The 25571-nt window shown below is 67.0% G+C and carries 25 protein-coding genes and 1 pseudogene; 18 read left to right on the top strand and 8 right to left on the bottom strand.

Annotation, left to right across the window (positions count from 1 at the left end):
• Positions 1 to 8 precede the first annotated feature (8 nt).
• Entirely contained in the window at positions 9 to 1769 is a 1761-nt protein-coding gene (locus PGN27_RS08365) for a penicillin-binding transpeptidase domain-containing protein (RefSeq protein WP_335325717.1), read from the top strand.
• On the opposite strand, the gene PGN27_RS08360 is transcribed toward PGN27_RS08365, so the two are convergent.
• Entirely contained in the window at positions 1770 to 2894 is a 1125-nt protein-coding gene (locus tag PGN27_RS08360) for a DUF6542 domain-containing protein (RefSeq protein WP_335325716.1), read from the bottom strand.
• A gap of 83 nt (positions 2895 to 2977) precedes the next feature.
• On the opposite strand from PGN27_RS08360, the gene ychF reads away from it, so the two are divergent.
• The 4 genes from ychF to PGN27_RS08340 all read left to right on the top strand — a co-directional run bounded on the left by ychF (position 2978) and on the right by PGN27_RS08340 (position 5738).
• Entirely contained in the window at positions 2978 to 4051 is a 1074-nt protein-coding gene (ychF, locus tag PGN27_RS08355) for a redox-regulated ATPase YchF (RefSeq protein ID WP_019511848.1), read from the top strand.
• Positions 4052 to 4215: 164 nt separating this feature from the next.
• The gene (locus PGN27_RS08350) at positions 4216 to 4557 is read left to right on the top strand and encodes a DUF1801 domain-containing protein (RefSeq protein ID WP_335325715.1); all 342 of its coding nucleotides are present in this window, start codon (positions 4216 to 4218) and stop codon (positions 4555 to 4557) included.
• 35 nt (positions 4558 to 4592) lie between these two features.
• Positions 4593 to 5060 (top strand): methyltransferase family protein, encoded by a 468-nt coding sequence (locus tag PGN27_RS08345; RefSeq protein WP_335325714.1) that lies wholly within the window; start codon positions 4593 to 4595, stop codon positions 5058 to 5060.
• Between the two features lie 105 nt (positions 5061 to 5165).
• Positions 5166 to 5738 (top strand): GNAT family N-acetyltransferase, encoded by a 573-nt coding sequence (locus PGN27_RS08340; RefSeq protein WP_335325713.1) that lies wholly within the window; start codon positions 5166 to 5168, stop codon positions 5736 to 5738.
• A gap of 3 nt (positions 5739 to 5741) precedes the next feature.
• Here PGN27_RS08340 and PGN27_RS08335 read toward each other — a convergent pair whose 3' ends face one another.
• The 4 genes and pseudogenes from PGN27_RS08335 to PGN27_RS08320 all read right to left on the bottom strand — a co-directional run bounded on the left by PGN27_RS08335 (position 5742) and on the right by PGN27_RS08320 (position 8259).
• On the bottom strand, positions 5742 to 6302 hold the full coding sequence (locus PGN27_RS08335) for a dihydrofolate reductase family protein (protein ID WP_335325712.1): 561 nt from the start codon (positions 6300 to 6302) through the stop codon (positions 5742 to 5744).
• Positions 6303 to 6361: 59 nt separating this feature from the next.
• Positions 6362 to 6856: a nitroreductase/quinone reductase family protein gene (locus PGN27_RS08330; protein ID WP_335325711.1), complete on the bottom strand. Its 495-nt coding sequence runs from the start codon at positions 6854 to 6856 to the stop codon at positions 6362 to 6364.
• 28 nt (positions 6857 to 6884) lie between these two features.
• On the bottom strand, positions 6885 to 7610 hold the full coding sequence (locus tag PGN27_RS08325; RefSeq protein WP_335325710.1) for a DUF72 domain-containing protein: 726 nt from the start codon (positions 7608 to 7610) through the stop codon (positions 6885 to 6887).
• Positions 7610 to 8259 (bottom strand): annotated as a pseudogene (locus PGN27_RS08320) (UdgX family uracil-DNA binding protein). The gene PGN27_RS08325 and the pseudogene PGN27_RS08320 overlap by 1 nt, the downstream one beginning before the upstream one ends.
• A 68-nt stretch (positions 8260 to 8327) precedes the next feature.
• On the opposite strand from PGN27_RS08320, the gene PGN27_RS08315 reads away from it, so the two are divergent.
• Complete coding sequence (locus PGN27_RS08315; protein ID WP_335325709.1) at positions 8328 to 9275, top strand: DUF1214 domain-containing protein; 948 nt, start codon at positions 8328 to 8330, stop codon at positions 9273 to 9275.
• Here PGN27_RS08315 and PGN27_RS08310 read toward each other — a convergent pair.
• On the bottom strand, positions 9272 to 9967 hold the full coding sequence (locus PGN27_RS08310) for a guanylate cyclase (protein ID WP_335325708.1): 696 nt from the start codon (positions 9965 to 9967) through the stop codon (positions 9272 to 9274). The two genes, PGN27_RS08315 and PGN27_RS08310, sit on opposite strands and share 4 nt — an antisense overlap.
• Before the next feature lie 26 nt (positions 9968 to 9993).
• On the opposite strand from PGN27_RS08310, the gene PGN27_RS08305 reads away from it, so the two are divergent.
• Complete coding sequence (locus PGN27_RS08305; protein ID WP_090559205.1) at positions 9994 to 10152, top strand: hypothetical protein; 159 nt, start codon at positions 9994 to 9996, stop codon at positions 10150 to 10152.
• A gap of 22 nt (positions 10153 to 10174) precedes the next feature.
• On the opposite strand, the gene PGN27_RS08300 is transcribed toward PGN27_RS08305, so the two are convergent.
• Both PGN27_RS08300 and PGN27_RS08295 read right to left on the bottom strand, forming a co-directional pair.
• Positions 10175 to 13075 carry an aminotransferase gene (locus PGN27_RS08300; protein WP_335325707.1) on the bottom strand — a complete coding sequence of 967 codons (2901 nt, stop codon included), beginning with the start codon at positions 13073 to 13075 and terminating at the stop codon, positions 10175 to 10177.
• On the bottom strand, positions 13072 to 13935 hold the full coding sequence (locus tag PGN27_RS08295) for an alpha/beta fold hydrolase (RefSeq protein WP_335325706.1): 864 nt from the start codon (positions 13933 to 13935) through the stop codon (positions 13072 to 13074). The genes PGN27_RS08300 and PGN27_RS08295 overlap by 4 nt, the downstream gene beginning before the upstream one ends.
• 87 nt (positions 13936 to 14022) lie before the next feature.
• Between PGN27_RS08295 and PGN27_RS08290 the strand changes: the two genes are divergently transcribed.
• From PGN27_RS08290 to PGN27_RS08240, 11 genes are all read left to right on the top strand, one after another.
• Positions 14023 to 14646 (top strand): TetR/AcrR family transcriptional regulator, encoded by a 624-nt coding sequence (locus PGN27_RS08290; RefSeq protein ID WP_335325705.1) that lies wholly within the window; start codon positions 14023 to 14025, stop codon positions 14644 to 14646.
• 193 nt (positions 14647 to 14839) lie between these two features.
• A complete protein-coding gene (locus PGN27_RS08285; RefSeq protein WP_023986154.1) occupies positions 14840 to 15619 on the top strand; it encodes an MlaE family ABC transporter permease in 780 nt (259 codons plus the stop codon).
• Positions 15616 to 16458: an MlaE family ABC transporter permease gene (locus tag PGN27_RS08280; protein ID WP_019511863.1), complete on the top strand. Its 843-nt coding sequence runs from the start codon at positions 15616 to 15618 to the stop codon at positions 16456 to 16458. The genes PGN27_RS08285 and PGN27_RS08280 overlap by 4 nt, the downstream gene beginning before the upstream one ends.
• Before the next feature lie 2 nt (positions 16459 to 16460).
• A complete protein-coding gene (locus tag PGN27_RS08275; RefSeq protein WP_335325704.1) occupies positions 16461 to 17933 on the top strand; it encodes an MCE family protein in 1473 nt (490 codons plus the stop codon).
• A 34-nt stretch (positions 17934 to 17967) separates the two neighbouring features.
• Complete coding sequence (locus PGN27_RS08270) at positions 17968 to 18999, top strand: virulence factor Mce family protein (protein ID WP_335325703.1); 1032 nt, start codon at positions 17968 to 17970, stop codon at positions 18997 to 18999.
• Positions 18996 to 20360: an MCE family protein gene (locus PGN27_RS08265; RefSeq protein WP_335325702.1), complete on the top strand. Its 1365-nt coding sequence runs from the start codon at positions 18996 to 18998 to the stop codon at positions 20358 to 20360. The genes PGN27_RS08270 and PGN27_RS08265 overlap by 4 nt, the downstream gene beginning before the upstream one ends.
• Complete coding sequence (locus PGN27_RS08260) at positions 20357 to 21703, top strand: MCE family protein (RefSeq protein ID WP_335325701.1); 1347 nt, start codon at positions 20357 to 20359, stop codon at positions 21701 to 21703. The genes PGN27_RS08265 and PGN27_RS08260 overlap by 4 nt, the downstream gene beginning before the upstream one ends.
• Positions 21700 to 22830 carry an MCE family protein gene (locus PGN27_RS08255; RefSeq protein WP_335325700.1) on the top strand — a complete coding sequence of 377 codons (1131 nt, stop codon included), beginning with the start codon at positions 21700 to 21702 and terminating at the stop codon, positions 22828 to 22830. Before PGN27_RS08260 ends, PGN27_RS08255 begins: the two co-directional genes overlap by 4 nt.
• Position 22831: 1 nt before the next feature.
• Positions 22832 to 24298 (top strand): MCE family protein, encoded by a 1467-nt coding sequence (locus tag PGN27_RS08250; protein ID WP_335325699.1) that lies wholly within the window; start codon positions 22832 to 22834, stop codon positions 24296 to 24298.
• Entirely contained in the window at positions 24262 to 24930 is a 669-nt protein-coding gene (locus PGN27_RS08245; protein ID WP_335325698.1) for an Rv1363c family protein, read from the top strand. Before PGN27_RS08250 ends, PGN27_RS08245 begins: the two co-directional genes overlap by 37 nt.
• Positions 24927 to 25568, top strand: coding sequence for a hypothetical protein (locus PGN27_RS08240; protein ID WP_335325697.1), 642 nt, complete (start codon positions 24927 to 24929; stop codon positions 25566 to 25568). Before PGN27_RS08245 ends, PGN27_RS08240 begins: the two co-directional genes overlap by 4 nt.
• Positions 25569 to 25571 lie beyond the last annotated feature (3 nt).

The following is a 25571-nucleotide window of genomic DNA, read 5'->3' as shown; positions in this document are numbered from 1 at the left end:
CGGGCGTTGTGGGCTCTCTGCGACGCATCGTTCCCGTGGCCCTGGTGGCCGTGCTCCTACTGGGCGGCTGTGGCGACAGCGAAGACCGGCTGAAGAATGCCACCGACGGGTTCGCCGAGGCGCTCAGCCGCGGTGACGCGCCCGCGGCGGCGGCGCTGACCACCGATGCCACGGCAGCGTCCGGCGCCCTCGACGCGCTCTTCGCCAGCCTGGGCACCGATGTGAACTTCAAGGTCTCCGATATGCGGCGCCAGGAGGACGCGGCGACCTTCACGTTGGCCGCCACCTGGAAGTTCGGGCCGCAGAAGGCGATCGAGTGGACCTACGACACCACCGGGTCGGCCGCTGCCGAGGGTGATGACTGGAAGATCCGCTGGGACGCGGCGACCGTCGCGCCCGGTCTGGACAAGGGCCCGCTGTCCTTCGGCACGCTGGCCCCGCAGCCGGCGGCAAGGGTGCTCGATCGCACCGGTGCCAACCTGCTCACCCAGCACATCGTCACCCTCGTCGACGTCGCTCCCGGCGCCGATGTCAACGCCGTTGCGGCACTGGTCAATCCGATCGCGCCGACGGTCACCCCGGAGTGGCTCGGCGGGGAACTGGCCAAGGGTGCGCCCGTCACCGCCGTGACGCTGCGCGATGAGGACCTCGCCCCGATCCGGGACCAACTGGCGGCGCTGCCGGAGGTCACCCTGCGCCCGCAAACCCGACTGCTGGCCACCGACCGCGCGTTGACCTCGCCGACCCTGTCCGGATTGTCCGAGCTGTGGCAGCAGCGCACCGACGCGGCGGCCGGCTGGGCGGTGTCCGCGCAGACTCCCACTGGACCCACCCGCGTCGGCGGACAGGACCCAGGAGCCGTCGGCGATATCACCAGCACGCTCGATATCGGCATGCAGTTGGCGGGGGAGTCGGCGCTGGCACCGTTGTCGACGCCGGCTGCCATCGTGGCCATCCAGCCGTCGACCGGCAACCTACTGGCCGTCGCGCAGAACGCCCCCGCCGACGCGCAGGGCCCGATCGCGCTGACCGGCCTCTACCCGCCGGGTTCGACCTTCAAGACCGTCACCGTCTCGGCGGCCCTACAGGACGGGCAGGTGACCCCGGACAGCATCGTCGGCTGCCCGGGCACCGAGAACATCGAGGGCCGCCAGATCCCCAATGACGACAACTTCGACCTCGGTGAGGTACCGCTGCACACCGCGTTCGCGCGGTCCTGCAACACCACGATGGGCAGGCTCGCGGTCAACCTGCCGCCCGACGGGCTGACCAAGGCCGCCGCTCAACTGGGTCTCGGCATCGATTTCGTCGCACCAGGGATGACCACGGTCACCGGTTCGGTGCCGACGGCCGACACCTCCGCGCTGCGCGTCGAAGAGGGCATCGGGCAGGGCAAGGTCACCGCCTCACCGTTCGGGATGGCGCTGGTGGCCGCGACGCTGGCGAAGGGCGCGGTGCCCGCGCCGACCATCGTGCAAGGCTCTCCGGGTGTGCCCGACCGCACGCCCGAGCCGTTGCCGCCGTCCGTCGACGAGCAGGTGCGGGCGATGATGCGAGAGACGATCACCGGCGGCACCGCCACGGCGCTGCAGGACATCCCCGATCTGCTCGGCAAGACCGGGACCGCCGAATATATCGACGACACGCATGCGCACGGCTGGTTCGTCGGCATCCGTGGTGACCTGGCGCTGGCGGTGTTCGTCAGCGATGCGGGAAGCTCGGCACCCGCGGTCGAAGCGGCGGGCACGTTCCTGCGCGCCGTGCCCTAGCTAGTCCCAGTCGTCGCGGCGGTGGCTGGCCCGCGGACGGGTGCGGTGCTCGGTGCGCCGCTCGTCATCGGTGCTGCGATAGCGGACCCGCGATACCGGGTGATGCGCACCCTCGGTGGCGCCGCGGCGCGGCGGCTCCGGATAGTCCGGGAAGTCCGGATAACGGTCCTCGGAGCGAGACCGGTAGCCGGGCTGGTAATCGCCGTAGGGGCTGTCGTACTCACGGCGGCGACGCGGCCGCTCATAGGGATCCGGGGCGTCCTCGGCGCGGCTGCGGCTCGGCGGCGGTGTGCGGCGCGGCTGACGGGGTTCGCGTGGATCGCGTGCGGACGCCTCGCGGGTTCGGCGTGCGCGGCGCGGCGGGGTGTCGCGCGGCTCATCGTCGGGGCGGGGGCGGCCATAACGCTCCCGCGCGGCAGCCCGCTCGCGCCGGTCGGCCGCGGCGGCCGAGGCCGCGATATCCGACTCCGGTGGCCGATTGTGCCGGGCACGCGACGGTTGGCGGGTGCGGCGGGGCTCTTGGGGGGCACGGGCCGGGGTCTCGCGGGGTCGTCGCGGCCGGCGTGCCGGCTGCTCCTCGGCGTCGGGGTCCTGGGAGCGGCGCAGTCGTCGAGCAACCCGCTCGGCGAGGTCGGGGGCGTCGGAATTCGCCGACTCTGCGACCTCGGCGGAATCGGCGCTCTGCTTGTCCAGGTACCAGCGGGCCACGCCGATCGCCAGTACCGCCACCGAGGTGAAGAACATCAGCGGGAAGCGCTCGATCAACGGGTAACCACAGTTGATCAGGATGTCCTTGAGACCGTTGATCTGACCGCTGTGCATCAGGAAATACGCGGACGGTACCGAGATGAACAGGATCAGCGGGGGCTGGATGACCGTGGCGAAGATGCCGGAGCGACGCACCAGCAGCACCGCGGCGAGGCAGCCCAACACGTAGAACGTGGCGAACACCGCACCGAGCTCGCCGGTACCGGCGCCGGCGTGATACGCGAAGCCGACCAGGGTTGCCGTGACGGCCACCAGAACAGCGCCCCACCAGGGCAGCAGTCCCGATGGCCAGCCCGGGATGCGGGGAAGGACGGTGCGGTGGGACACCGACTCCGTCGGCTCGGGCTGACCTGACACATGTTGACCGTACCGGCTGACGCTGGGTGGGCGCTGCCAGCACGCGCTGGCGAGCCTGTCACACCCTCTAGACTCTGGAGTCCGTGAGCTTGAACCTCGGAATCGTCGGACTCCCCAATGTCGGCAAGTCGACCCTTTTCAACGCGCTGACGCGGAACGACGTGTTGGCCGCGAACTACCCGTTCGCGACCATCGAACCCAACGAGGGTGTGGTGGCGCTGCCCGACCCGCGGCTGGACAAGCTCGCCGAGATCTTCGGCTCGGAGAAGACCGTGCCTGCGCCGGTGACGTTCGTCGACATCGCCGGCATCGTCAAGGGCGCTTCCGAGGGGGCCGGGCTGGGCAACAAGTTCCTGGCCAACATCCGCGAGTGCGATGCCATCTGCCAGGTGGTGCGCGCCTTCGCCGATGATGATGTGGTGCACGTCGACGGTCGGGTCGATCCACGCTCGGATATCGAGGTCATCGAGACCGAACTGATCCTGGCCGATATGCAGACATTGGAGAAGGCCGTCCCGCGGCTGGAGAAGGAAGCCCGCAACAACAAGGACCGCAAGCCGCTGCTCGACGCCGCGGTGGCCGCCCAGGCGGTGCTCGATTCGGGCAAGACCCTGTTCTCGGCGGGGGCGGACGCGACGGTCCTTCGCGAGCTGAACCTGATGACCACCAAACCGTTCCTCTACGTGTTCAACGCCGACGAGTCGGTGCTCACCGACGAGGCCAAGAAGGCCGAGCTGCGTGAGCTGGTGGCCCCGGCCGATGCGGTGTTCCTCGATGCGAAGATCGAGTCCGAGCTGATCGAGCTGGACGACGAGTCGGCTGCGGAGCTGTTGGAGTCCATCGGCCAGACCGAGCCGGGCCTTGATGCGTTGGCGCGGGCCGGTTTCCACACCCTGAACCTGCAGACCTACCTCACGGCGGGGCCGAAAGAGGCCCGCGCGTGGACGATTCACCGCGGCGACACCGCACCGAAGGCGGCCGGGGTGATCCACACCGACTTCGAGAAGGGTTTCATCAAGGCCGAGGTCGTGTCCTTCGATGATCTGGTCGAGGCCGGGTCGATGGCCGCGGCCAAGGCCGCGGGCAAGGTGCGCATGGAGGGCAAGGACTACGTGATGGCCGACGGGGACGTCGTGGAGTTCCGATTCAACGTGTAGGCCCGGTCAGCTACGCCATCTGGCTTTCGTAATGTTCCTCTGACAGCGCCGCGACGCCTATATTTCCATGGCGGAGCTGTCAGCGGAACATTGCGGACGGGTCGGGCCGCGGCAGGCGGTGGAGTTCCGGTTCGATGTCTAGGTCCCGGTAGTACATTGGCGCTGTGAGTGGGGACTGGCGTAACGAACGGGTCGAGCTGCTCCGGTCTCTGATCACCCAGGCCGAACCCGATGTGGTCGAGGAGGTCAAGTGGCGCAAGCCGTCCAACCCTGACGGCGTGCCCACGTTCTCCCTGGACGGGTTGATCTGCACTGTGGAGACCTATAAGGACAAGGTCAAATTGACCTTCGCCAAGGGCGCGTCGGTCAACGATCCGGACCACCTGTTCAACGCCAGTCTCGACGCGTCGGTCCGGCGCGCCATCGATTTGCGTGAAGACGATCAACTGGACGCCGAGGCCTTCAAGGCCCTGATTCGCGAGGCCGTGCGAGTCAACCGCGGTTAGCGCGGCGGGACAATCCACATCGAGGAGTGAGCACCATGCGCGTTCCGCCGGTCGGTGTCGCGGGAGCAGCCGCGCTGGCCCAGATCTGGGCGAGCCGTGGCACTTCCGGGTCCACTGCATCACGGATAGCTGCAGGTGTTGTCGCGGCGCTGTCGGCCGGGATACTGCTCGCGTCGGTGGGCTCATTCCGGCGCCACGACACATCGGTCAACCCCCTGGAGGTCGAACGGGCCGCGGCCCTGGTACATACCGGGGTCTTTCGGGTCTCCCGAAACCCGATGTACGTCGGCATGGCGGGATTGCTTGTGGCCCAGGCCATTCAGCGACGGTCCTGGGTGGCTGTGCTGCCCGTAGCCTTTTTCGTGGCGGTCATGCAGCGGGTCCAGATCCCCGTCGAGGAGAAGTTCCTGCGCGAGCGGTTCGGGCCGGAGTTTGAAGTGTACGTACGCGATGTGCCGCGGTGGGTCGACCACCGGTCGGTGCGGTTGCTTCTCGGCCGCTAGCCGATCGCAATGTTCCGCTGACAGCCTCACCGCGCCTATATATCCATGGCTAAGCTGTCAGCCGAACATTGCGTGCACGCAGACGACACGATGGAGGTGTGTGCGGTGAGCCACCGCATCCAACGCGCAGCAGCGACGGATCTGGACGTGGCGGCCGCCACCCTGGCTACGGCCTTCGACTCGTATCCGTGGACACGGTGGTCGATTCCGCAGGACCGCTATGCCGAACGCCTCGAGCACCTGCAGCGGCTGTACCTGCAGTTCGCACACGAGCACGGCATCGTGCTGATCGCCGACGAGGCGCGCGGCGTGCTGGCGCTGCTGCCGCCCGATGCCCCGACGCCGCCGCCGGACTTTCAGCAACAGGTGGCCGATCTGCACGGTGACCGGCTGCAGGTCCTCGGACAGGCAGACATCCCGGTCCAACCCGAGAACGCGTGGAACCTGGCGACCCTCGGTGTGAATCCGGACAGCCAGGGCCGGGGCCTGGGCGGTGCACTGGTCGACGCCGGACTGGCGGCGGTGAAAGCGGTCGACGCCGCCGCGGGCACGGCGCTGGAGACATCGGACGAACGCAACGTCCGGCTCTATGAGCGGTCGGGGTTCACCGTCACCGCTACGACATCGATACCCGATGGGCCGGTGGTGTATTCGATGTTCCGGCCCGCTGCGCACTGACCCCTACCGCGGCGCATAGCGAAGCAGGATCGTGCCGCCGGGAAACACCCGATGTTCCAGCAGCCGCAACGAAATCCAGGATGGCAGCGTCGGGAAGAACGATGTGCCCCCACCGACGGCGGTGGGGGAGATGACCATGCGGTACTCGTCGACCAGTCCGGCCCGCACGATCGGTGCCGCCAGCGTCGCACCGGCCACTTCGAGTTGACCGTCGGTGTCGGCTTTGAGCCGCCGCACCACCTCGACGGGGTCGCCACGTTCCAGCCGGGAGTTCCACGCGACGGACTCCAAGGTGGAGGAGAACACCACCTTGGGCATGGTGCACCACACCGCGGCGAAGTCGGCGGCTATCGGGTCGGCATCCGCCGACTCGTGGACGGCCGGCCAGTGCCCGGCCATCAGTTCATAGATTCGCCGGCCGTAGAACGACATGGCGGTGTTGCGTTCGAAGTCATTCCAGTACTGGTGGAGTTCGTCGCTCGGATCGCTCCAGTCGATGTTCCCGTGTGCGTCGGCGATATAGCCGTCCACCGATGTGGTGAAACCGTAGATGAGTGTGCCCATACAGATCAGACTCAACCACGACGCGATTCTGAGCGCGGGCGAGGCGTTTTCACGTTCGCTCAGCGCGGGGTGAGCCGGAAGATCGGGATCGTCCGCCCCTCCGGGGCAGTCTTTTCCCGGTAATCGTCATAGCCGGCGTAGACCCGGCCGGCCAGACCGAACAGCCGGTCGTACTCATCGGGGTCGGTCACCTGGGAGGCGGTGAAGGGTTCCATACCGAACTCGCAGTCCGGATTGGCCTTCAGGTTGTAGTACCACTGCGGGTGTTTGGCGCCGCCGTAATTGGACGCCAGCAGGATCACGTCCGCACCGTCGTTGAAGTAGGTCAACTGCACCTGACGGCGTTTGCCGGACTTCGCGCCGGTCGTCACCAGCGGGGCATTGATGATGGGGCCCATGTTGACGCGTCCGCGGGTCAACCGGAAGAGATACGGGTCGGTGCGCCGGGCGATGTGCTTGGCGATGAACTGCCCGATCGGCGAGCGCCCGAAGCGCACACTGGCGTGGTATTTCGAACCTCGAGGCCTCTCGGGATCCACATAGCGCAACGGCATGTACTGCACCGTACGCGTAGGTTCTCGGTCACACGAGCATGCTGCGCAACTCCTGCGCATTGCGTACCGCGTGACCACCGAGATCATTGTTGAAGTACACCAGCACATCTCGCCCTTCGGCATCCCAGCCGCGGATCTCCCTGGCCCAGCGGTGCAACTCCTCGGTGTCATAGGACCCGCTGTACATGGCCTCCCCGCCGGGGCCGTGCAGCCGGAGATAGGCCAGCCCGGCGGTCGCTGCCGCGACGCACGGCAAGCCGGGTCCACTCATGACGACGTAGGCCGCGCCATGCCCGCGCAGCAGGTCGTACACCCCGGGGTCATCCCAGCTCGGGTGGCGAAGTTCCATCGCGACCGGGATCGAATCCGGCATGGCGGACAAGAAGTGGTCGAGGCGCTCGTCGTCGCGCTGCTGGGCGGGATGCAACTGCACCAGCAGCGCCGCCCGTCGGTTGCCCAGTGCGTCCCACCCGGCCGCGATGCGTTCGATCCACTGTTCCGGGGCGCGCAACCGGCGGGCGTGGGTCAGTCCGCGGGGCGCCTTCACCGTCATGGTGAAGCCGTCGGGCAGTTGGTCGCGCCACTGGGTGAACCGCGCCGGCGTGGGCCACCGGTAGAAGCTGGAGTTGAGCTCGACGGTGTCGAACTCCTCGACGTAAACCGCCAGCCGGCGCGCGGCCGTCAGCTTGGGCGGATACAACACCCCGGTCCAGTGATCGTAAGACCAGCCCGAGGTTCCGATCCGGACCACCATCAGCGCAGACCCTTCGACAACAAGCCGGCCGCGGTGCCCAGGTCGGCGACCAGATCGGCGAACGCGCTCTCACGCCGATCCGCAGGTCCGCGCAGCACCGAGGACGGATGTGGGGTGGCGACGACCTCGAAGTCCGCGTCGGGCGCCCGGAGCACCTCACCGCGATGTTCGGTGATGCGAAAATCGTTTCCCAGCACTGCCTTCGCGGCCGTCGCGCCGAGTAGCACCACCACCTCGGGCGCTACCGACTCCAATTCGGCGAACAGCCAGGGGCGGCATGCCACCACCTCGGTTCGACTGGGCGTCTTGTGGATACGGCGGGCGTTACCTTGCGCGCGGGTGAACTTGAAATGCTTCACCACATTGGTCAGGTAGACATGCTCGCGATCGATATCGGCGGCGGCCATGGCCTTGTCGAGTAGCCGGCCGGCCCCACGAAGGGGTGCCCGGCACGGTCCTCGCGGTCGCCGGGTTGCTCACCCACCAGCAGCATCGGTGCTGCACGCGGTCCGGCCCCGAACACCGTCTGCTCGGCGTCCCGGTACAGCTCGCATCCACGGCAGGTCCGGGCAGCCTCTGCCAAGGCATCCAGATCGCGGGAGTCGGGCAGGAAGTCCTCCGCGGTGATGTGAGATGCGCGGACCGACATCGAAATCGGTTACCCGCAATCTCGGCCGTCAAGCGCCGTGATACGTGCGCAGGGTGGACAATTCACGCATGCCGATCCACGTCGACGCCGACAATTTCGTCCGGGCCGAAACCCACCGGATGTTCCGCGACAATCAGGCCGTTGCCGGCGGTATCGGGCGGTTCCGGCACAACCGGGCACCGGCGCGTATCGAGGAGCAGACCGTCATCCGGCTCAATCGCGACACGCTGTACAGCTTCGCGGTGGTCGACCTGGCCCAGCCGGTCAGGCTGACGTTGCCGGACGCCGGTGGGCGCTATCTGTCGGCGATGATCGTCAACGAGGACCACTACGTCAACCGCGTCCTGCACGAGCCCGGCGAGCATGTGCTGACCGCGCAGGAATTCGGCTCCCGATACGTGTTCGTCGCCGTCCGGATCCTCGTTGATCCCACCAGCGCCGACGACGTCGCGGCCGTCGCCCAGTTGCAGGACGCGCTGCGGCTGGTCGGCGACACACAAGAGCCGTTCGTGATGCCCGATTACGACACCGCCGGCCTCGACGCCACCCGTGACGCGCTGCTGGCGTTGGCCGCCGGTCTACGCAAATTCGACCGGGCGTTCGGCACCCGCGACGAGGTGGACCCGGTCCGCCACCTGATCGGCAGTGCGGCCGGCTGGGGCGGCCTACCGACAGGCGAAGCCGCCTATGTCGGTGTCGACCCGAAAGTGCCTGCGGGGCACTATCAGCTCGTGTTCACCGATGTTCCGGTCGACGCATTCTGGTCGGTGTCGGTGTACAACGCGAAGGGGTTCTTCGAACCCAACGTCGCGGGTCTGTACTCGGTCAACAGCGTGACCGGTGTTCGTGGTGCGGACGGATCGGTGACGGTGCGGTTCGTGCCCTCGGCCGACGGCGAGCTGCCGCCGAACGCGATCATCGTCCCGGACGGCTGGAACTACCTCATCCGGTTGTACCGGCCGCGCCCGCAGATCATCGACGGGACCTGGGCCGCACCGGAACTCACGGCGATCTAGTCGACCCGCACCGCAATCTCGTCGCCGAGCGCGTAGCCCGGCGCCAGCCGAAGGGTGTCCCCGCTCCAGAACTTGCCGGGGTCGAAGTAGTTCTCCCGCTTTTCGGTGGTCAACAGACCCATCTCCTCATAGGTGATGGCCACCGTCTCCGCGCAGTAGGCCGTCTCCAACCCCGCCGACCTGCGCTGGACCTTGTCGCGCTCGGCCGATTCGCGGACCTTGCGGTGGATGACCGGCAGACCGCGGGTGAAATCGCTGACGATCGGTAGCCGGCCCCGGAGCCACCGGCCGGTCAGCCGTGCCGTCGAGGGAAAGGCGGTGCCGTTCATCCGGGCGATGACCTTGAGCATCCGGTCCTCCTGCGTCCGGTCGGCCGGCGGTGTCAGCTGGCGCAACCAGGCCTTCTGCCCGTATTCGTGGACCCAGCGTTCGACGACTTCCCGGGCATCATTGAGTTGCACACCGCGGTGGTGGGTGCCGGTCCACAGGTCCAGCAGCTTCTGACCGAGTTCGGCGTGCCAGATCAGCGGCGGCAGATCATCGATGGCCACCGTCATCCCGACATGGTTGACCGGCGCGTTGGTCAACGCCTGGATGGCCCGGTCGGGTCCCGAACCACCCCGGAACAGCCAGATGTCCCCGGTGCGGGTCTCCTGCAGGGCGCGGCTGAGATCCACCGTGTGTGCGTCCACCCCGGCAGCTTAGGCACAATCGCAGCATGCGAAGCATCTGGAAGTGGGTCGGGCTCGCCGGTGTCGCCGGTGTGGTGGCCGGTGGCGTGCTGGTCGCCAGGGATCAGCGGATTCGCCGGTCGTACACCCCCGAGGACATCCGGGCCCGCTTGCACCAGCGACTGGAAGAGGCCGAAAAGGCCTGATCGCCGATGGCGCAGGCCGGATTCAGAAGAGCTCGGTGAGCGCGCGGTCGAGCATGTCCACGTAGAAGTCCGCGCCGGCGGAATCGATGCACAGCGGCGGTTTGGTCTTCAGGATGTTCTGGTGGTCGCCGGTCGGCTGGATCACCACCCCGAGTTCCAGCATCCGTTCACAGATCGCCATCGTCTCCTCGGTGGCGGGTTCCAGGGTCACCGGGTCGCGGACCATCTCCACACCCAGGTACAGACCCATCCCGTGCACGGTGCCGATGATCGGATGCTTGTCGGCCAACGACTCCAGCCGTGACTTCAGATACCCGCCGGTGCGCAACGCGTTCTCCTGCAGACCCTCGTCACGCAGTGTGTCGAGCACCGCGAGCCCGATCGCACATGACAGTGGACTGCCGCCGGTGGAGGAGAAGAAGTACCCCTGTGAGCGGAATCCCTCGGCGATGGCGCGGGTGGTGATGACCGCGCCCAGCGGATAGCCGTTGCCCGTCGCCTTGGCCACCGAGACGATATCGGGTACGACCTGTTGTTGCGGGAAGCCCCAGAACCACTGTCCGAGACGGCCGTAACCGACCTGGACCTCATCGGCGATGGCGACGCCGCCGGCGGCGCGCACCGCGCCGTACACCTGCTCGAGGTAGCGGTCGGGAAGCGCCATGCCGCCGGCATTGCCGTACACCGGTTCGCAGATGAACCCCGCAGGCGGGCGTCCGGCGGCCGTCATATGTTCGATCTGGGCAACGGCTTCCTCGGCGTAGCGGTATGCCTGCTCGCCGCGGTACTTGCCGCGGAAGCTGTTCGGCGATTCCACGGTGTGCACCCAGTCCGGGCGGGTGGACAGCGCGTTCGGGTTGTCCGCGGTGGAGGTCGACACCGCGTCGGTGGCGTAGGTCCACCCGTGATACGCCTCGCGGACGGCCACCACATCACGGCGTCCGGTGACGGCCATCGCCAACCGGATCGCGAGATCGCTTGCCTCCGAGCCGGAATTGACCAGGAATACGGTGTCCAGCTGCTCGGGCAGGGTCGCCGCGATCCGCTCACTGAATTCGACGACGGCTTCGTAGTTGAACCGGGAGTTGGTGTTCAGCCTGCGCAGCTGGCGCGATGCGGCGTCGGCGACCCGGGGGTGCGCGTGTCCGAGCACCGCGACGTTGTTGACCATGTCCAGGTAGATCCGGCCCGCGGTGGACATCAGGTAATGCCGGTGGCCGCGCTCGATCCGCGGCGGGTTGCGATAGTAACGCTCCTGCACCGAGGCGAAACTGTCGTCACGGCGGTCCAGCAGATCACGCTGAGGTGCCTCGTGCAGGAGATCGAGACCCAAAATGGTTCGGGGGTCACAGGACAACGCCAACCAGCCCGGTGCCAGCTCGGCGGTGCTGAACGCCGGCGCGACGGGCGCATCTGCCGGACGGACAGCCAACTGCGTCCACCGGTCAGCCTCGAGCACCCCGAGGTGCTCGCCGGCGCGGACCCGGCCCGGTGCGGCACTCGAACCCACCCCGGTGAGGGTCAATTCGAACTCGATACCGCGCAAGGTGATCCGGTCGTCGGTCCGGTCGACCACCTCGCCGTCCCACGGGGCCAACACCCGGGTGGTCGTGGCCGACCACAACGAGATACCGGTCTCGACGACCTGCGGGCTGTCGGCCGACAACAGCGGGGCAAGGCCCAGGCGGGGCTTGCCGAATCGGGTGAGCACCAAGGTGCTACCCGCACGGACGGCCTCGGCGGCCAGCCCGTCGGCGTCGTCGAGGGTGTCCGACAGATCCAGCGTCACGACGGTTTCCGGGTCCAGATCCGCGATCAGCCGGTTGTCGATCTCCGGGAGGGCCTGCGGCTCGGCCAATCCGAGTTCACTGAGGATCAGCGCCGTCATGACATCGGCCGGTACCGATGTCGCGGTATCGAACATCCGCCATTCGTCATCGGACTGTTCGGTGATGTAGCTGTTGTCGGGGTCCAGTACACCCTGCTGGGCGCCGCTGACGATGAGCACGGCGGTGCGCAACACCAGCAGCGGCCACAGTGCGCGGGCCTCGGCTGGCTGCAGCGGCCGAATGGCGTGAAAGGCCTTGACGCCGGGCAGGATCGACGTGGCATCCGCACCGGGATGGCCGAGCACCGAGGACAGGGTGATGGCGATCTCGGATACCGCCCAGGTGCGGGAGAGATCGCCGAAATCGATGACACCGTCGGGAATGCCCGAGGGACCGACGATCACATTGGCGTCGGTGAGGTCCAGATGCACCGCCTGCTGCGGCAACTCGTCGGCGACGGCCGAGATGCGTTCGGCCGCTGCGTGTGCGGCCGCGGCGACCTCGTCGCGCCGATGGGTGACATGGGTGATCAGCTCATCGACCACCCGCTTGCCGTACCGCAGATCCCACTGCACGATCCGGTCAAGCCCGGGGTGAGTGAAGTCGGCCAGCGCCGTGCTGACGCGGCCGGCGATATCGCCGAGTGCGGCCACCACCGCCGGCGACAGATAACCGCGGGCATTGAGAGTCCCACCGGACAGGTAGGGCAGCAGCCGGATCTGGCCTGCGCCGGAACCGGGGGCGGCGACCGCGAACTTCTGCCCGTCGGCGGTGTCCAGGGGCACCGCGACCCGTAGGTCGGGTTCGGCGCGGGCGATCAGCGCTGCCGCGACGTCCTGGGCGACCAGTTCGGCTTCGGTGAAGGCCGGGTTGGCGATCTTGAGCACTGCCACCGGGACGCCTTCCTCGATCACGGTGAAATTGCAGTCCTGTTGGCTGCCCAGCGATCGCACCGTCTTGCGCAGCGCGTAATGCGTGGCCAGCAGCTCGGTGGCCTGGTCCTCGGTGAGCCGGGGCGCGGGCAGAGCGGGCTGCTCCAGGAAGTTGAACCCTGCGCAACCCGAGCGGCCGGAGCCGGCGGTCCTGGCGCTCACTTGTCGACGAAGGCGACAACGGCCTCGGTGAAGGCGTCATTGTCATCCCCGGCGGCGGTATGCCCCGCATCGGACAATTCGACGAACTCGGCGGCAGGCACCTGTTCCAGGAAGCTCTGCACGCCCTCGACGGACACCACATCGGACAACTGTCCCCGGATCAGCAGGATCGGCACACGCAGATTCTGGGCCGCTTGTTCCAGCATGTCCACCCTGGTGAACGGGTCGTCTCCGGGTTTGGTGAGAAACGCCGGATCCCAGTGCCAGTACCAGCGGCCGTCGCGCAACCGCAGGTTCTTCTTCAAGCCCTCGACGCTGCGCGGCCGTGGCCGGTGTGGAAGGTAGGCGGCCACCGCGTCGGCAGCCTGTTCCAGCGAATCGAACCCGTGTACGTGGTTGAACATGAAATCGCGGATGCGCGCGCTGCCGTCCTTCTCGAACCGTGGTACCACATCGACGAGCACGAGCTTGGTCACGACGTCGGGGCCGGCCTCGTGGGCGGCCAGGATGCCGGTCAGTCCGCCCATGCTGGCGCCGATCAGCACGACGGGCCTACCGATCTGCAGGAGCACCTGCTGGATGTCGGCGCTCAGCGTCTCGACCGCATAGTTCGCCGTGGGGGAGTAGTCGCTGTCGCCGTGGCCTCGGCTGTCCATCGCGATCACATGCTTGCCGCGGGAGGCCAGGATCTGGCCGGTGTTCTTCCACGAATGCCGGTTCTGCCCGCCGCCGTGCAGCAACAGGATGGTGGGTCCGTCCTGTTCGGTCACCCCGTCGCGGTTCCACTCGTCGGCGACCAGTGCCAGCCCGTCGACACCGCGAAAGGTGACGGTGTGCGGTGTGCTGTCGACAGTGCTCACGTGGATCCTCTCGCCGTTCCGCGCATCTGTGAGCCACGTTACTGACCGGTGGGTTGACCGTGACGGCCGGTCTCTAGACTCCCCATCGTGCTGTCCAACGACCCCGCAGCGGATGAGCGCGGCAGCATTGTCGAGGCGACCTTCGCGTGTCTGGCGGAGCCGCACGACGGTCCCATTTCGGTGGCGGCCATCCTGGCCCGGGCCGGGGTGTCCAGCCGCGCCTTCTATCGGCATTACCAGTCCAAGGACGAGCTGTTCCTGGCGATGCTCGACGATGTCACCCGACGCCTGGCGGTCCGGCTCGACGAGATTGCCGCCGAGGAGGGCGCCGCTCCGCTGGACCGGCTGCGGGCCTGGCTCGACCAGATGTTCACGCTCGCGGTGGATACCGACCTGCATCGTTACCTCGCCGTGCTCGATTGCGATGAGATGCGCTCGGCGAAGGGGTACCGCCAGGCGCGTGAACTGTCCCGTTCGCGACGGGAATCGTCGCTGGTCGAGATCCTGGCCGCCGGACGGGCGGACGGATCGTTCCCGCTGGCCGAGCCGGACTCCGATGCCATCGCGATCGCCGCGCTGGTCAGCAGGGAGCTGACCTCGACCAGGATCTTCGATGCCGATCAGGTCCCGGTGGCGCGGGCGCGCGTCGAGCGTTTCGCACTGCGCGCGCTCGGTGTGTCGGACTACGTTTCCGGTGGTGATGGGCCGTGACGGGGGTGCGAGCCGGTGAGCCCGCCAGTTGTGACTGTGAAAATCCTTATGTACGTTCTTCCGCATCCATAGCGACGCCTGTGGTCATATCGTGTTCGGACCGGCCGGGACATGCCGGCCCCGCGGACAGCGGGCATCGTCGAAGGGACTTCATGGCCATGCGGAGGTTGTGCGGCATGGGGGCAACCCGCTGATGGCTGCGCAGGACGCCATCCCGAACGTCGTCGCCAAACCCGTGCGTTCCTTCGGCGGATTCTTCTCGATGACGCTGGACGTTTTCACCCTGATGTTCCGTCCGCCGTTCGCCTGGCGTGAGTACATCCTCCAGTCCTGGTTCGTCGCACGGGTTTCGTTGCTGCCGACGCTGATGCTGACCGTCCCGTACACGGTGCTGCTCACCTTCACCTTCAACATCCTGCTGACCGAATTCGGCGCCGCCGACTTCTCCGGAACCGGCGCGGCCCTGGGCACCGTCACCCAGATCGGGCCCATCGTCACCGTTTTGGTCATCGCCGGGGCCGGCGCCACGGCCATGTGCGCCGACCTGGGAGCGCGCACCATCCGCGAGGAACTCGACGCGCTGCGCGTGATGGGTGTGAATCCGATTCAGGCCTTGGTCATCCCACGGGTGCTGGCCGCCACGACGGTGTCGTTGGCGCTGTCGGCGACCGTGGTGCTGGTCGGCCTCACCGGGGCATACCTGTTCTGCGTGTACGTCCAGCACGTGTCGCCGGGTGCCTTCGTGGCGGGCCTGACCCTGATCACCGGTCCGTCGGACGTGTTGGTCGCGCTGGTCAAGGCTGCTCTGTTCGGCCTGACGGCCGGTCTGATCGCCTGCTACAAGGGTATTTCGGTGGGTGGCGGGCCCGCCGGTGTCGGTAACGCCGTGAACGAGACGGTGGTGTTCACGTTCATGGCGCTGTTCGCCATCAACGTGGTCGCAACCGCAGTCGGTGTGAAGGCGACGATGTGACGACCACAGTGGGCCTGCGGGTCAAACGAAGCGTCAACAGCGTTGTCGATTCCTGGAATCAGGTCGGCGAGCAAACCCAGTTCTTCGGTCGCACGCTGGTCTCCATCGGTGACGTCTTCATCCGTTACCCGAAGGAATTGGTCCGGCTGATCGCGCAGATGGGCCTGGGGACCGGGGCTTTGGCCATCATCGGCGGCACCGTGGCGATCGTCGGCTTCCTGACCGTCAGTACCGGTGCGCTGGTCGCCGTCCAGGGTTACAACCAGTTCTCCGAGATCGGCGTCGAGGCGCTGACGGGGTTCGCGTCGGCCTTCTTCAACGTCCGCCTCATCGCGCCTGCCACCACGGCAATCGCCTTGTCGGCCACCATCGGGGCCGGCGCCACCGCACAGCTGGGCGCCATGCGCATCAACGAAGAGATCGATGCGCTGGAGGTCATCGGCATCCGCAGCATCGCCTACCTGGCGTCCAGTCGCGTCATCGCCGGTGTGATCGTGGTGATTCCGCTGTACTGCGTCGGTGTGCTGATGTCGTTCTACGCGGCCAAGCTGGGCACCACGGTGATCTACGGTCAGTCCAGCGGTGTCTACGACCACTACTTCGACACCTTCCTCAATCCGATCGACCTCATCTGGTCCTTCGTCCAGTCGATCGCCATGGCCATCGTGATCATGCTGGTGCACACCTACTACGGCTTCACCGCCAGCGGCGGGCCCGCCGGCGTGGGTGAGGCGGTCGGTCGAGCGGTGCGCACCTCGCTGGTGATCTCCGCGTTCGTCGTCGTGATGATTTCGCTTGCGGTGTACGGACAATCCGGCAACTTCAACCTGGCGGGTTAGCCGTGGCAGCCACGAGACGTAACTCAGGGATCGCACCGGGCTGGTGGACGCTGCTGCTGGTGGTGTTCGTCATCGCCGCCATCTGGTTGTCCTTCTCCCTGTTCACCGGAAGCCTGCGCAGCACCGTTCCGGTGACGCTGACCTCGGACCGTTCGGGTCTGGTCATGGAAACCAACGCCAAGGTCAAGCTGCGCGGCGTCCAGGTCGGCAAGGTCGCCGCCATCAGCGGTGGTGACACCGAGAGTGCGGCCCCGGTGAAGCTGCGCCTCGACATCGATCCCGACCAGATCCGGTTCATCCCGGCCAATGTCGAAGCCAGGATCCGGTCCACCACGATCTTCGGCGCCAAGTTCGTCGACCTGGTGTACCCGCCCGATCCGAAATCCGAGCGGCTGAGCGCCGGCCAGGTGCTGGTGTCGCAGAACGTCACCACCGAGGTCAACACCGTCTTCGAGAACCTCGTCGGCGTCCTCGATCAGGTGGACACCGCCAAACTCAACAGTGCGCTCGCGGCACTGGCCGAGGGCGTGCGTGGCCGCGGTGAGGTCATCGGCCGCGCCACCACCGATGCCAACCAGGTGCTGATCGCGCTCAACGACCGCAGTGACACCATCCGGGCCGACTGGCAGGCGTTGCAGGGCTTCAGCGCCGCCTACGGTGATGCCGCACAAGACATCCTGGCCACCCTGGACGCCGCGAGCACCACCGCGGTCACCATCAGCGAGAACTCCCGCCAGCTCGACGCACTGCTGTTGGCCACCACCGGGTTGTCCAACACCGGAATCGAGCTGCTGGCCCCGAATCAGCAGAACCTGATCAAGGCGATCAACACCCTGCAGCCGACGACGGACCTGCTGTTCAAGTACAGCCCGTCCTACACCTGTCTGCTGACCGGTGCGAAGTTCCTGCTCGACCACGGTGGCTACGACGCCACCGGTGGTAACGGCAAGTCGTTCATCCTGGATACCGCGCTGATGCTCGGTGACGACCCCTATGCCTACCCGCGCCATCTGCCGATCGTCGGTGCCAAGGGCGGACCCGGTGGCAAGCCGGGATGTGGCTCGCTGCCCAACGTCGACCAGAACTGGCCGGTGCGTCAGCTGGTCACCAACACCGGCTTCGGCAGCGGTCTGGACTGGCGGCCCAACCCGGGTATCTCCTTCCCGTTCTACGGAAACTGGCTGCCCGTCACCCGCGCGGTTCCCGAACCGCCGAGCATCCGGAACACCTTCGGCGGCCCGGCAATCGGACCGATCCCGTACCCGGGCGCCCCGGCCTACGGCGCACAGCTCTACGCCCCCGACGGCACACCGTTGTGGCCGGGACTGCCGCCCGCCCCGCCGCCAGGCGCTCCGCGTGACCCCGGGCCGCGGCCGGGTTCGGAACCGTTCATCGTGACCAATCCCGGTGTCCAGCCGACGCCGTTGCCCCCGCAGCCGCTACCGGTACCGGCCGCACCCGGCCCGCCGTCCTGAATCCCGACCCGCATCAGAGGAGACGTAGTCAGTCATGAAAGACAACTTGGGAGGCGCCATCTGGCGGCTCACCATCTTCCTGGCAGTGTGTCTGCTGGGTGTCTTCGGGCTGTTCGCGATCTTCTCGCAGCTGCGATTCGGGGAGACCGAACAGGGTTACAAGGCCGAGTTCACCAATGTCAGCGGCATGGAGCCCGGTGACTTCGTCCGCATCGCCGGTGTGGAGGTCGGCAAGGTCGGCGATATGCAGATCCGCGATGACGGCACCGTGCTGGTCAACTTCAGCGCCGACTCGTCGGTGGTGTTGACCAAGGGCACCCGTGCGGTCATCCGCTACGACGACCTGATCGGCGGGCGTTATCTCGGCTTGCAGGAGGGCGCCGGTGACACCGAACGCCTGCAAGCCGGTTCGACGATCCCGCTGGCCCGCACCGCGCCTGCGCTGGATCTCGACGCGCTCATCGGCGGCTTCCGGCCGTTGTTCAAAGCCCTTCAGCCCGATCAGATCAACGCGTTGTCGGGCACGTTGATCAGCGCTCTGCAGGGGCAGGGCGCCACCATCGGATCGTTCCTCAATCAGACCGCCGCGCTGACGAACACGCTGGCCGACCGCGATCAACTGATCGGAGAGGTCATCGTCAACCTCAATACCGTGATGGGCTCGCTGGGCGACCAGAACGAGCAGTTCGCCAAGGGAGTCGACGGATTGAGCCAGCTTGTCGACGGGCTCGCGCAGCGCCGCACCGATATCGCCAACGGTGTCGCCTACGCCAGCGCCGCGGCAGGAAGTATCGCCGAGCTGCTCGACCAGGCCCGCCCGCCCCTGGCAAAGACCATCACCGAAACCGACCGGGCGGCAGGGATCGTCGTCGCCGACGCCGACTACTTCGACAACCTGATCAACACCCTGCCCGACGCCTATCAGGCGCTGGCACGGCAAGGCATCTACGGCGACTTCTTCAGCTTCTACCTGTGCGATATCGTGCTCAAGCTCAACGGTAAGGGTGGTCAGCCGGTCTATGTGAAGGCCGCGGGGCAGAGCACCGGGAGGTGCACGCCGCGATGAAATCTTTCGCAGAGCGCAACCAATTGGTGGTCGGCGCAATCGGTTTGACGGTGCTGGCCGCCATCATTCTCGGCGCCCTGAACTACGACAAGCTGCCCTTCCTCAATGGTGGCCGAAACTATTCGGCTTATTTCGCCGAGGCCGGTGGGATCCGCGAGGGCGCCACCGTGCAGGTCTCCGGCATGCGGGTGGGGCAGGTCTCGGGTGTCGAACTGCAGGGCCAGCAGGTGCTTGTCACGTTCAAGGTCGACAACGATGTGCGCATCGGTGACCGCAGCGAGGCCGCGGTCAAGACCAAGAGTCTGCTCGGCACGAAATACCTTGAGGTGACACCGCGCGGTGACGGCTGGCAGGACGGCACCATCCCGATGGACCGCACCACCCCGGCCTATCAACTGCCGGATGCCCTTGGCGATCTGGCCTCGACCATCAGCGGTCTGAACACCGATCAGCTCTCCGACTCGCTGCGCGTGCTCTCGGAGACCTTCGCCGACACCCCGCCGGAACTTCGCGTGGCCATCGCCGGTGTGTCCCGGTTCTCCGAGACGCTCAACGAGCGCGATGCCGAACTGCGCAGCCTGCTGGGCAATGCGAACAAGGCCACCACCGTGCTGGCCGAGCGCAGTGAGCAGATCGTGACGTTGGTCCGCAGCAGCAACGCGCTGCTTGCCGAACTGCGCACCCAAACGGCCGCACTGGACGCCATTTCGGGCAACATCTCGGCACTGAGCCGCCAGCTGCAGGGCTTCATCGCCGAGAACGACGAGACCATGAAGCCCGCGCTGGAAAAGCTCAACGGGGTGCTGACCATCCTGGACAACCGCAAGCAACGGCTGCAGCGCTCGCTGAAGCTGATCGGTGATTACGCTATGTCCCTCGGTGAATCCGTCTCGGGCGGACCGTTCTTCAAGTCCTATGTGGCCAATCTGCTGCCCGGTCAGTTCGTGCAGCCGTTCATCGACGCCGCGTTCTCCGACCTGGGCCTGGACCCCAATGTCCTGCTGCCGTCCGAGCGCACCGACCCGCAGGTCGGTCAGCCGGGCACCCCTGCCATGCCGAACCCCTACCCGCGCACCGGCCAGGGCGGTGAGCCCCGCCTGACCCTGCCCGACGCCATCACCGGTAATCCGGGCGACCAAGGTTGTGGCCCACCGGGAATCCCGCTGCCCGGACCGACCGGTTGCTACCCGTACCGCGAACCGCCGCCGGCGCCGCCGCCCGGCGGGCCGCCGCCGGGTCCGCCGGCGATCGCCCCGCCGGGCATCGCCTCCACCCCGACCCCGCCGGGGCCGGTGCTCGTACCCGCACCCGGCGAGCCCGTCGCGCACGGGTCCGGCGCACAACCGGGAGCAGGCCAGTGACGTCATCTTCGGCTCCGTCCCGGCACAACGCCGTCCGCATCACGCTGGCCCTCGCGCTCGTCGCGATCCTCGGCGCCGGTGTCTATCTCGTGGTGCGTACCGCCGAGACGCTCAACCGCGTCAATGTGGTGGCGTACTTCGACAGCAGCAACGGCATCTTCGTCGGCGACGATGTGGTCATCCTCGGTGTCCCGGTCGGCCGGATCGAGAAGATCGAGCCGGAACCGGAGCGGGTCAAGATCTCGTTCTGGTACGACGGCAGCCACAAGGTGCCCGAGAACGTCAACGCCGCCATCCTGTCGCCGATGCTGGTGACCTCACGAGCGATTCAGCTGACCCCGACCTATTCCGAGGGACCGGTTCTGCAGGACAACGCCGTCATCGGCCAGGACCGCACCGTGGTCCCCGTCGAATACGACGACGTCCGTGAGCAACTGCATCGCATCACCGAGACGCTGCAGCCCACCGAACCCGGCGGCGTCAGCGAGCTGGGGGCGTTCATCAACACCGCGGCGGACAATTTGCGCGGTCAGGGCGCCGATATCCGTGCCACCCTGGTCAAGCTGTCCCAGGCGATCTCGGCGGTCGGCGATCACAGCACCGATGTGTTCGCCACCGTGAAGAACCTGTCGATCCTGGTCTCGGCGCTGCAGGACAGCACCGATGTGATGCGCGCGCTCAACCAGAACCTGGCCTCGGTGACCGGTACGCTGGCCGACAATCCGACCGAGGTGGGCAATGCGGTCCAGGACCTGTCCGAGACGGTGGGGCTGGTACAGAATTTCGTGGCCGACAACCGCGAAACCCTCGGCACCACATCGGACAAGCTCGCCGGGGTGACCACGGCGCTGAACGAGAGCCTCGGCGACCTGAAACAGTTCCTGCACGTCGCGCCGACCAGCTTCCAGAACTACATCAACATCTACCAACCCGCTCAGGGTGCGGTGTCCAGCGTCCCGGTGATCAACAACTTCGCCAACCCGATCAGCTTCCTGTGCGGCGCGGTACAGGCCGCCTCACGGCTCAACGCCGAGCAGTCCTCCAAGCTCTGCGTGCAGTACCTGGCGCCGATCGTCAAGAACCGGCAGTACAACTTCCTGCCGATCGGCCAGAACCTCGGTGTCACCGCCTCGGCGCGGCCCAATGAGCTGACCTGGAGCGAGGATTGGCTGCGTCCGGATTACATCCCGCCCGCCGGTCCGCCGCCACCGCCCGCGCCGGTGGATCCGAACGGTCCGGCGGCGCCGGTGCCCGGCCCGCCGTTGGCCGCCGAACTCGCGCAGCCGACCAACCCGGCCGCCGGGCTGCCCGGACTGATGGTCCCGACAGGACCCGGCTCATGAGGGCGCGGCTTGTGAGGACACGGATACTCGGTTCGCTGCTGATCGTCGCGGCGGCTGCCACCGGATGCCAGTGGAAGGGCCTGAATTCGGTGGCCCTACCCGGTGTGGAGGGACGTGGCCCCGGCTCGTACACCGTCCAGGCCCAGATGCCCGATATCGATCACCTCTCGCCGAACTCGCGGGTCCGGGTCGGTGATGTGACCGTCGGCAACGTCACCGGTATCGAACGACAGGGTTGGCACGCGCTGGTCACCATGAGCCTCAACGGTGACGTGGTGCTGCCGGCCAATGCGACCGCCAAACTCGGTCAGACCAGCCTGCTCGGATCCCAGCACATCGAGCTCGCAGCCCCACCGGATCCGCAGGGCCGGTTGCAGGCGGGCGCGGTGATACCGCTGGAATCCAGCGGCGCATACCCGACCACCGAGCAGACACTCGCCGCAATTTCCTTGCTGCTCAATGGCGGTGGGCTCGGCAACGTGCAGGACATCACCGCAGCCTTCAGTCAGGCGTTCACCGGCCGCGAGGCCGACCTGCGCAGTCTGATCGAGCAGCTGGACCGGTTCATCGCCTACAACAACGACCAGAAGGGCGATATCATCGCCGCCGCCGAGAGTCTGAACTCGCTGGTCGGTCAGGTCGCCGAGCAGAAACCGGTGGTGGACAGGGCATTGCAGACGCTGCCCGAGGCGGTCGAGGTGCTCAAGGATCAACGCGACATCCTCGCCGAGGCCCTGGTGCAGCTCGGCCGGTTCAGTGCGCTGGCCGCCGACTCGACCAACCAGACCCGCGACGCGCTCGTCGCAGAGCTGAAAGCCCTTGGGCCCACGCTGGAATCACTGGCCAATGCCGGTCCCGCGCTGACCAGGGGACTCAGCTTCCTCACCACCTACCCGTTCCCCAAGGAAACGATCACCAACTGGATGCGCGGCGACTACGCCAACCTCACCCTGGTCGTCGACCTGACCCTGAGCCGGATGGACCAGGGCCTGTTCACCGGGACCCGGTGGGAGGGCGACCTCACCGAGCTGGAGATGCAATGGGGTCGCACGATCGGGCAGCTGCCCAGTCCGTACACCGCGGTGAATCCCCTTGTGGCGCCGTATCGTTGGGATCAGGGGCGATGACATGGTGCTGACCAGGAAAATCCTGATACAGGTGGCGGTCTTCATCGCCATCTCCATCGTCGCCATCGGCATCATGGCCTTCAGCTATATGCGGCTGCCCAATCTGCTGTTCGGCGTCGGGCACTACCGCGTCACCCTGGAGCTACCCGAGACCGGTGGACTCTACGAACGCAGCAATGTCACCTACCGCGGCTCGCAGGTGGGTCGGGTCGAGAAGGTCGGCCTGACCGAACGCGGCACCGTCGAGGCAGTGTTGTCCCTGGAGTCCGGCGTGGCCATCCCGGCGGATCTGGATGCGGCCGTCCACAGTCAGACGGCCGTCGGCGAATTGTTCGTCGAACTGTTGCCGCGCACCTCCGGGGGACCGGATCTGCGTGACGGTGATGTCATCCCATTGGACCGGACGACGGTGCCGATGGACGTCAACACCCTGCTCGATGCCACCAACCGTGGGCTGCAGGCGATCCCCGGTGACAACCTGCGTACCGCCGTCGACGAGGCGTACCTGGCCGTCGGCGGGCTGGGACCCGATCTCAACCGCCTGGTCAAGGGTTCCACCGCGTTGGCCATCGACGCGCGCGCCAACCTGGATCCACTGACCGCGTTGATCGATCAGTCCAAGCCCGTGCTGGACAGCCAGACCGATACCGCAGGCTCGATCAGGGCGTGGGCATCCAATCTGGCCACCGTCACCGCCGAACTGCGCGATCACGACGGAGCGGTGCGGTCGATCCTGCAGCAAGGACCCGGCGCGGCCGAGGAGGTGCGCGCGCTGCTCGACCGGTTGCAGCCGACGCTGCCGATCGTGCTGGCCAACCTGGTCAATATCAACGAGGTGGCCATCGCCTACCAGCCCGCGCTGGAGCAGCTGCTGGTGCTGCTGCCGCAGGGCACCGCCACCACCCAGGCGACCGGTACCGCCAACCGCAACACCAAGCAGGACTACAAGGGCGCGTACCTGAACTTCAACCTGAACCTGAACCTGCCACCGGCGTGCACCACCGGCTTCCTGCCTGCTCAACAGCAGCGGGTCGCGGCGCTGGAGGATTATCCCGACCGGCCGGCCGGCGATCTCTACTGCCGCATCCCGCAGGATTCGCCGAACAACGTCCGTGGCGCCCGCAACCTGCCGTGTATCACCGTCCCGGGCAAGCGGGCGCCCACCGTGGCGATGTGCGAGAGTGACGAGACCTACGTCCCGCTCAACGACGGCAACAACTGGAAGGGCGACCCGAACGCCACCCTGTCCGGCCAGGCCGTTCCCCAACTGCGTCCGGGCCAGCAACCGGCGGAAACGGTACCGGCGCCGGCACCGGAACCGCCCGCCGTCGCGGCCGCCGAATACGATCCGGCAAGCGGCACGTACGTTGGACCGGACGGCAAGGTGTACACACAGTCCAATCTGGGTCGCACCGCGAACGAGGAGCAAACATGGCAGACGATGCTGCTACCCCCACCGGGGCGGTGAGCGAGTCCGCAGCAGAGACCGCAGCGAAGTCCGAGGATGCCGAGTCGGCAGAGGGTGCCGACGAGGGTATGGCTTCGGAGGTCTCCGAAGACACCGAGAGTGCTGAAGACTTCGACGAGGCCGAGAAGGCCGCGACGGCCGACAGCGGATCGCACCTGCGGTTGGCCACCATCGTCGGACTCGTCGTGGTGCTCGCCCTCGCCGGCCTGGTCGGCTGGCTGGGGTTCCGGACCTACGAGTCCCAGAAGCTCGAGGCCAAGCGTGAGCTGTTCCTCCAGGTCGGCAGGCAGGGGGCGATCAACCTGACCACCATCGACTGGGAACATGCCGAGAGTGATGTCCAGCGCATCCTCGATTCGGCGACGGGCTCTTTCTACGATGATTTCGAACAGCGTGCCGCGCCGTTCGTCGACGTCGTCAAGCAGGCACAGTCGAAATCGGTGGGTTCGGTCACCGAGGCCGGGCTGGAGTCCGACACCGATACCGAGGCGCGCGTGCTGGTCGCGGTGACCGTGCAGACCTCCAATGCCGGTGCTGCCGAACAACAACCCCGACTGTGGCGGATGCGCGTGACCGTGCAGGACGTCGGCGATGACCAGGTGAAGGTGTCCAACGTGGAGTTCGTGCCGTGACCGAGAACAAACCCGAATCCGACACTCCGGACGTCGAGTCCACGGCCGTCGAACTCGATGAGACCGTCGAGTCGCCCGAGAGCACGGAAAGCACCGAAAGCACGGAAAACACCGAGGCCGCGGTCGCATCCACCGGTGAATCCGCCGCGCAGGGAACGCGGTGGGGACGTGTGCTCGCCTACGGCATCCTGCCCGGACTGGCGCTGATCCTCGGTCTGGTCGCGGGATTCCTTAAGTGGCAGGACAATTCGGTACGCGACGGTGATCTCGCCCGGATCGAATCGGTCCAGGTGGCCAAGGACAGCACCGTCGCGCTGCTGTCGTACCAGCCCGACACCGTCGAACAGCAACTGACCGATGCCCGCTCCCTGCTGACCGGCGATTTCGCCCAGGCCTACACCGACCTGACCACCGACGTGGTCATCCCCGGTGCCAAGGAGAAGCAGATCTCGGCGGTGGCGACGGTGCCCGCGGCCGCCTCGGTGTCGGCGGATCCGAACAAGGCAGTGGTGATCGTCTTCGTCAACCAGACCGTCGTCGTCGGAGGTGACGCCCCCACCGACACCGCCTCCAGCGTGCGGGTGACCATGGAGAAGCACGGCGATCGCTGGCTCATCTCCGGTTTCGACCCGGTCTAGCCA

Origin of the sequence: Mycolicibacterium neoaurum (assembly GCF_036946495.1) — a bacterium.
Classification (GTDB): domain Bacteria; phylum Actinomycetota; class Actinomycetes; order Mycobacteriales; family Mycobacteriaceae; genus Mycobacterium; species Mycobacterium neoaurum_B.
This window is presented reverse-complemented; position numbering and strand designations above follow the sequence as displayed.

Bases quoted from the DNA above. Each gene is read 5' to 3' on its own strand.
- PGN27_RS08330 (WP_335325711.1), bottom strand. From the start codon at position 6,856: ATGCCGTTGCGCTATGTGGATCCCGAGAGGCCTCGAGGTTCGAAATAC.
- PGN27_RS08325 (WP_335325710.1), bottom strand. From the start codon at position 7,610: ATGGTGGTCCGGATCGGAACCTCGGGCTGGTCTTACGATCACTGGACC.
- PGN27_RS08315 (WP_335325709.1), top strand. From the start codon at position 8,328: ATGCCGATCCACGTCGACGCCGACAATTTCGTCCGGGCCGAAACCCAC.
- PGN27_RS08250 (WP_335325699.1), top strand. From the start codon at position 22,832: ATGGTGCTGACCAGGAAAATCCTGATACAGGTGGCGGTCTTCATCGCC.
- PGN27_RS08305 (WP_090559205.1), top strand. From the start codon at position 9,994: ATGCGAAGCATCTGGAAGTGGGTCGGGCTCGCCGGTGTCGCCGGTGTG.
- PGN27_RS08270 (WP_335325703.1), top strand. From the start codon at position 17,968: ATGAAAGACAACTTGGGAGGCGCCATCTGGCGGCTCACCATCTTCCTG.
- PGN27_RS08335 (WP_335325712.1), bottom strand. From the start codon at position 6,302: ATGGGCACACTCATCTACGGTTTCACCACATCGGTGGACGGCTATATC.
- PGN27_RS08245 (WP_335325698.1), top strand. From the start codon at position 24,262: ATGGCAGACGATGCTGCTACCCCCACCGGGGCGGTGAGCGAGTCCGCA.
- PGN27_RS08345 (WP_335325714.1), top strand. From the start codon at position 4,593: ATGCGCGTTCCGCCGGTCGGTGTCGCGGGAGCAGCCGCGCTGGCCCAG.
- PGN27_RS08285 (WP_023986154.1), top strand. From the start codon at position 14,840: ATGGCTGCGCAGGACGCCATCCCGAACGTCGTCGCCAAACCCGTGCGT.
- PGN27_RS08265 (WP_335325702.1), top strand. From the start codon at position 18,996: ATGAAATCTTTCGCAGAGCGCAACCAATTGGTGGTCGGCGCAATCGGT.
- PGN27_RS08255 (WP_335325700.1), top strand. From the start codon at position 21,700: ATGAGGGCGCGGCTTGTGAGGACACGGATACTCGGTTCGCTGCTGATC.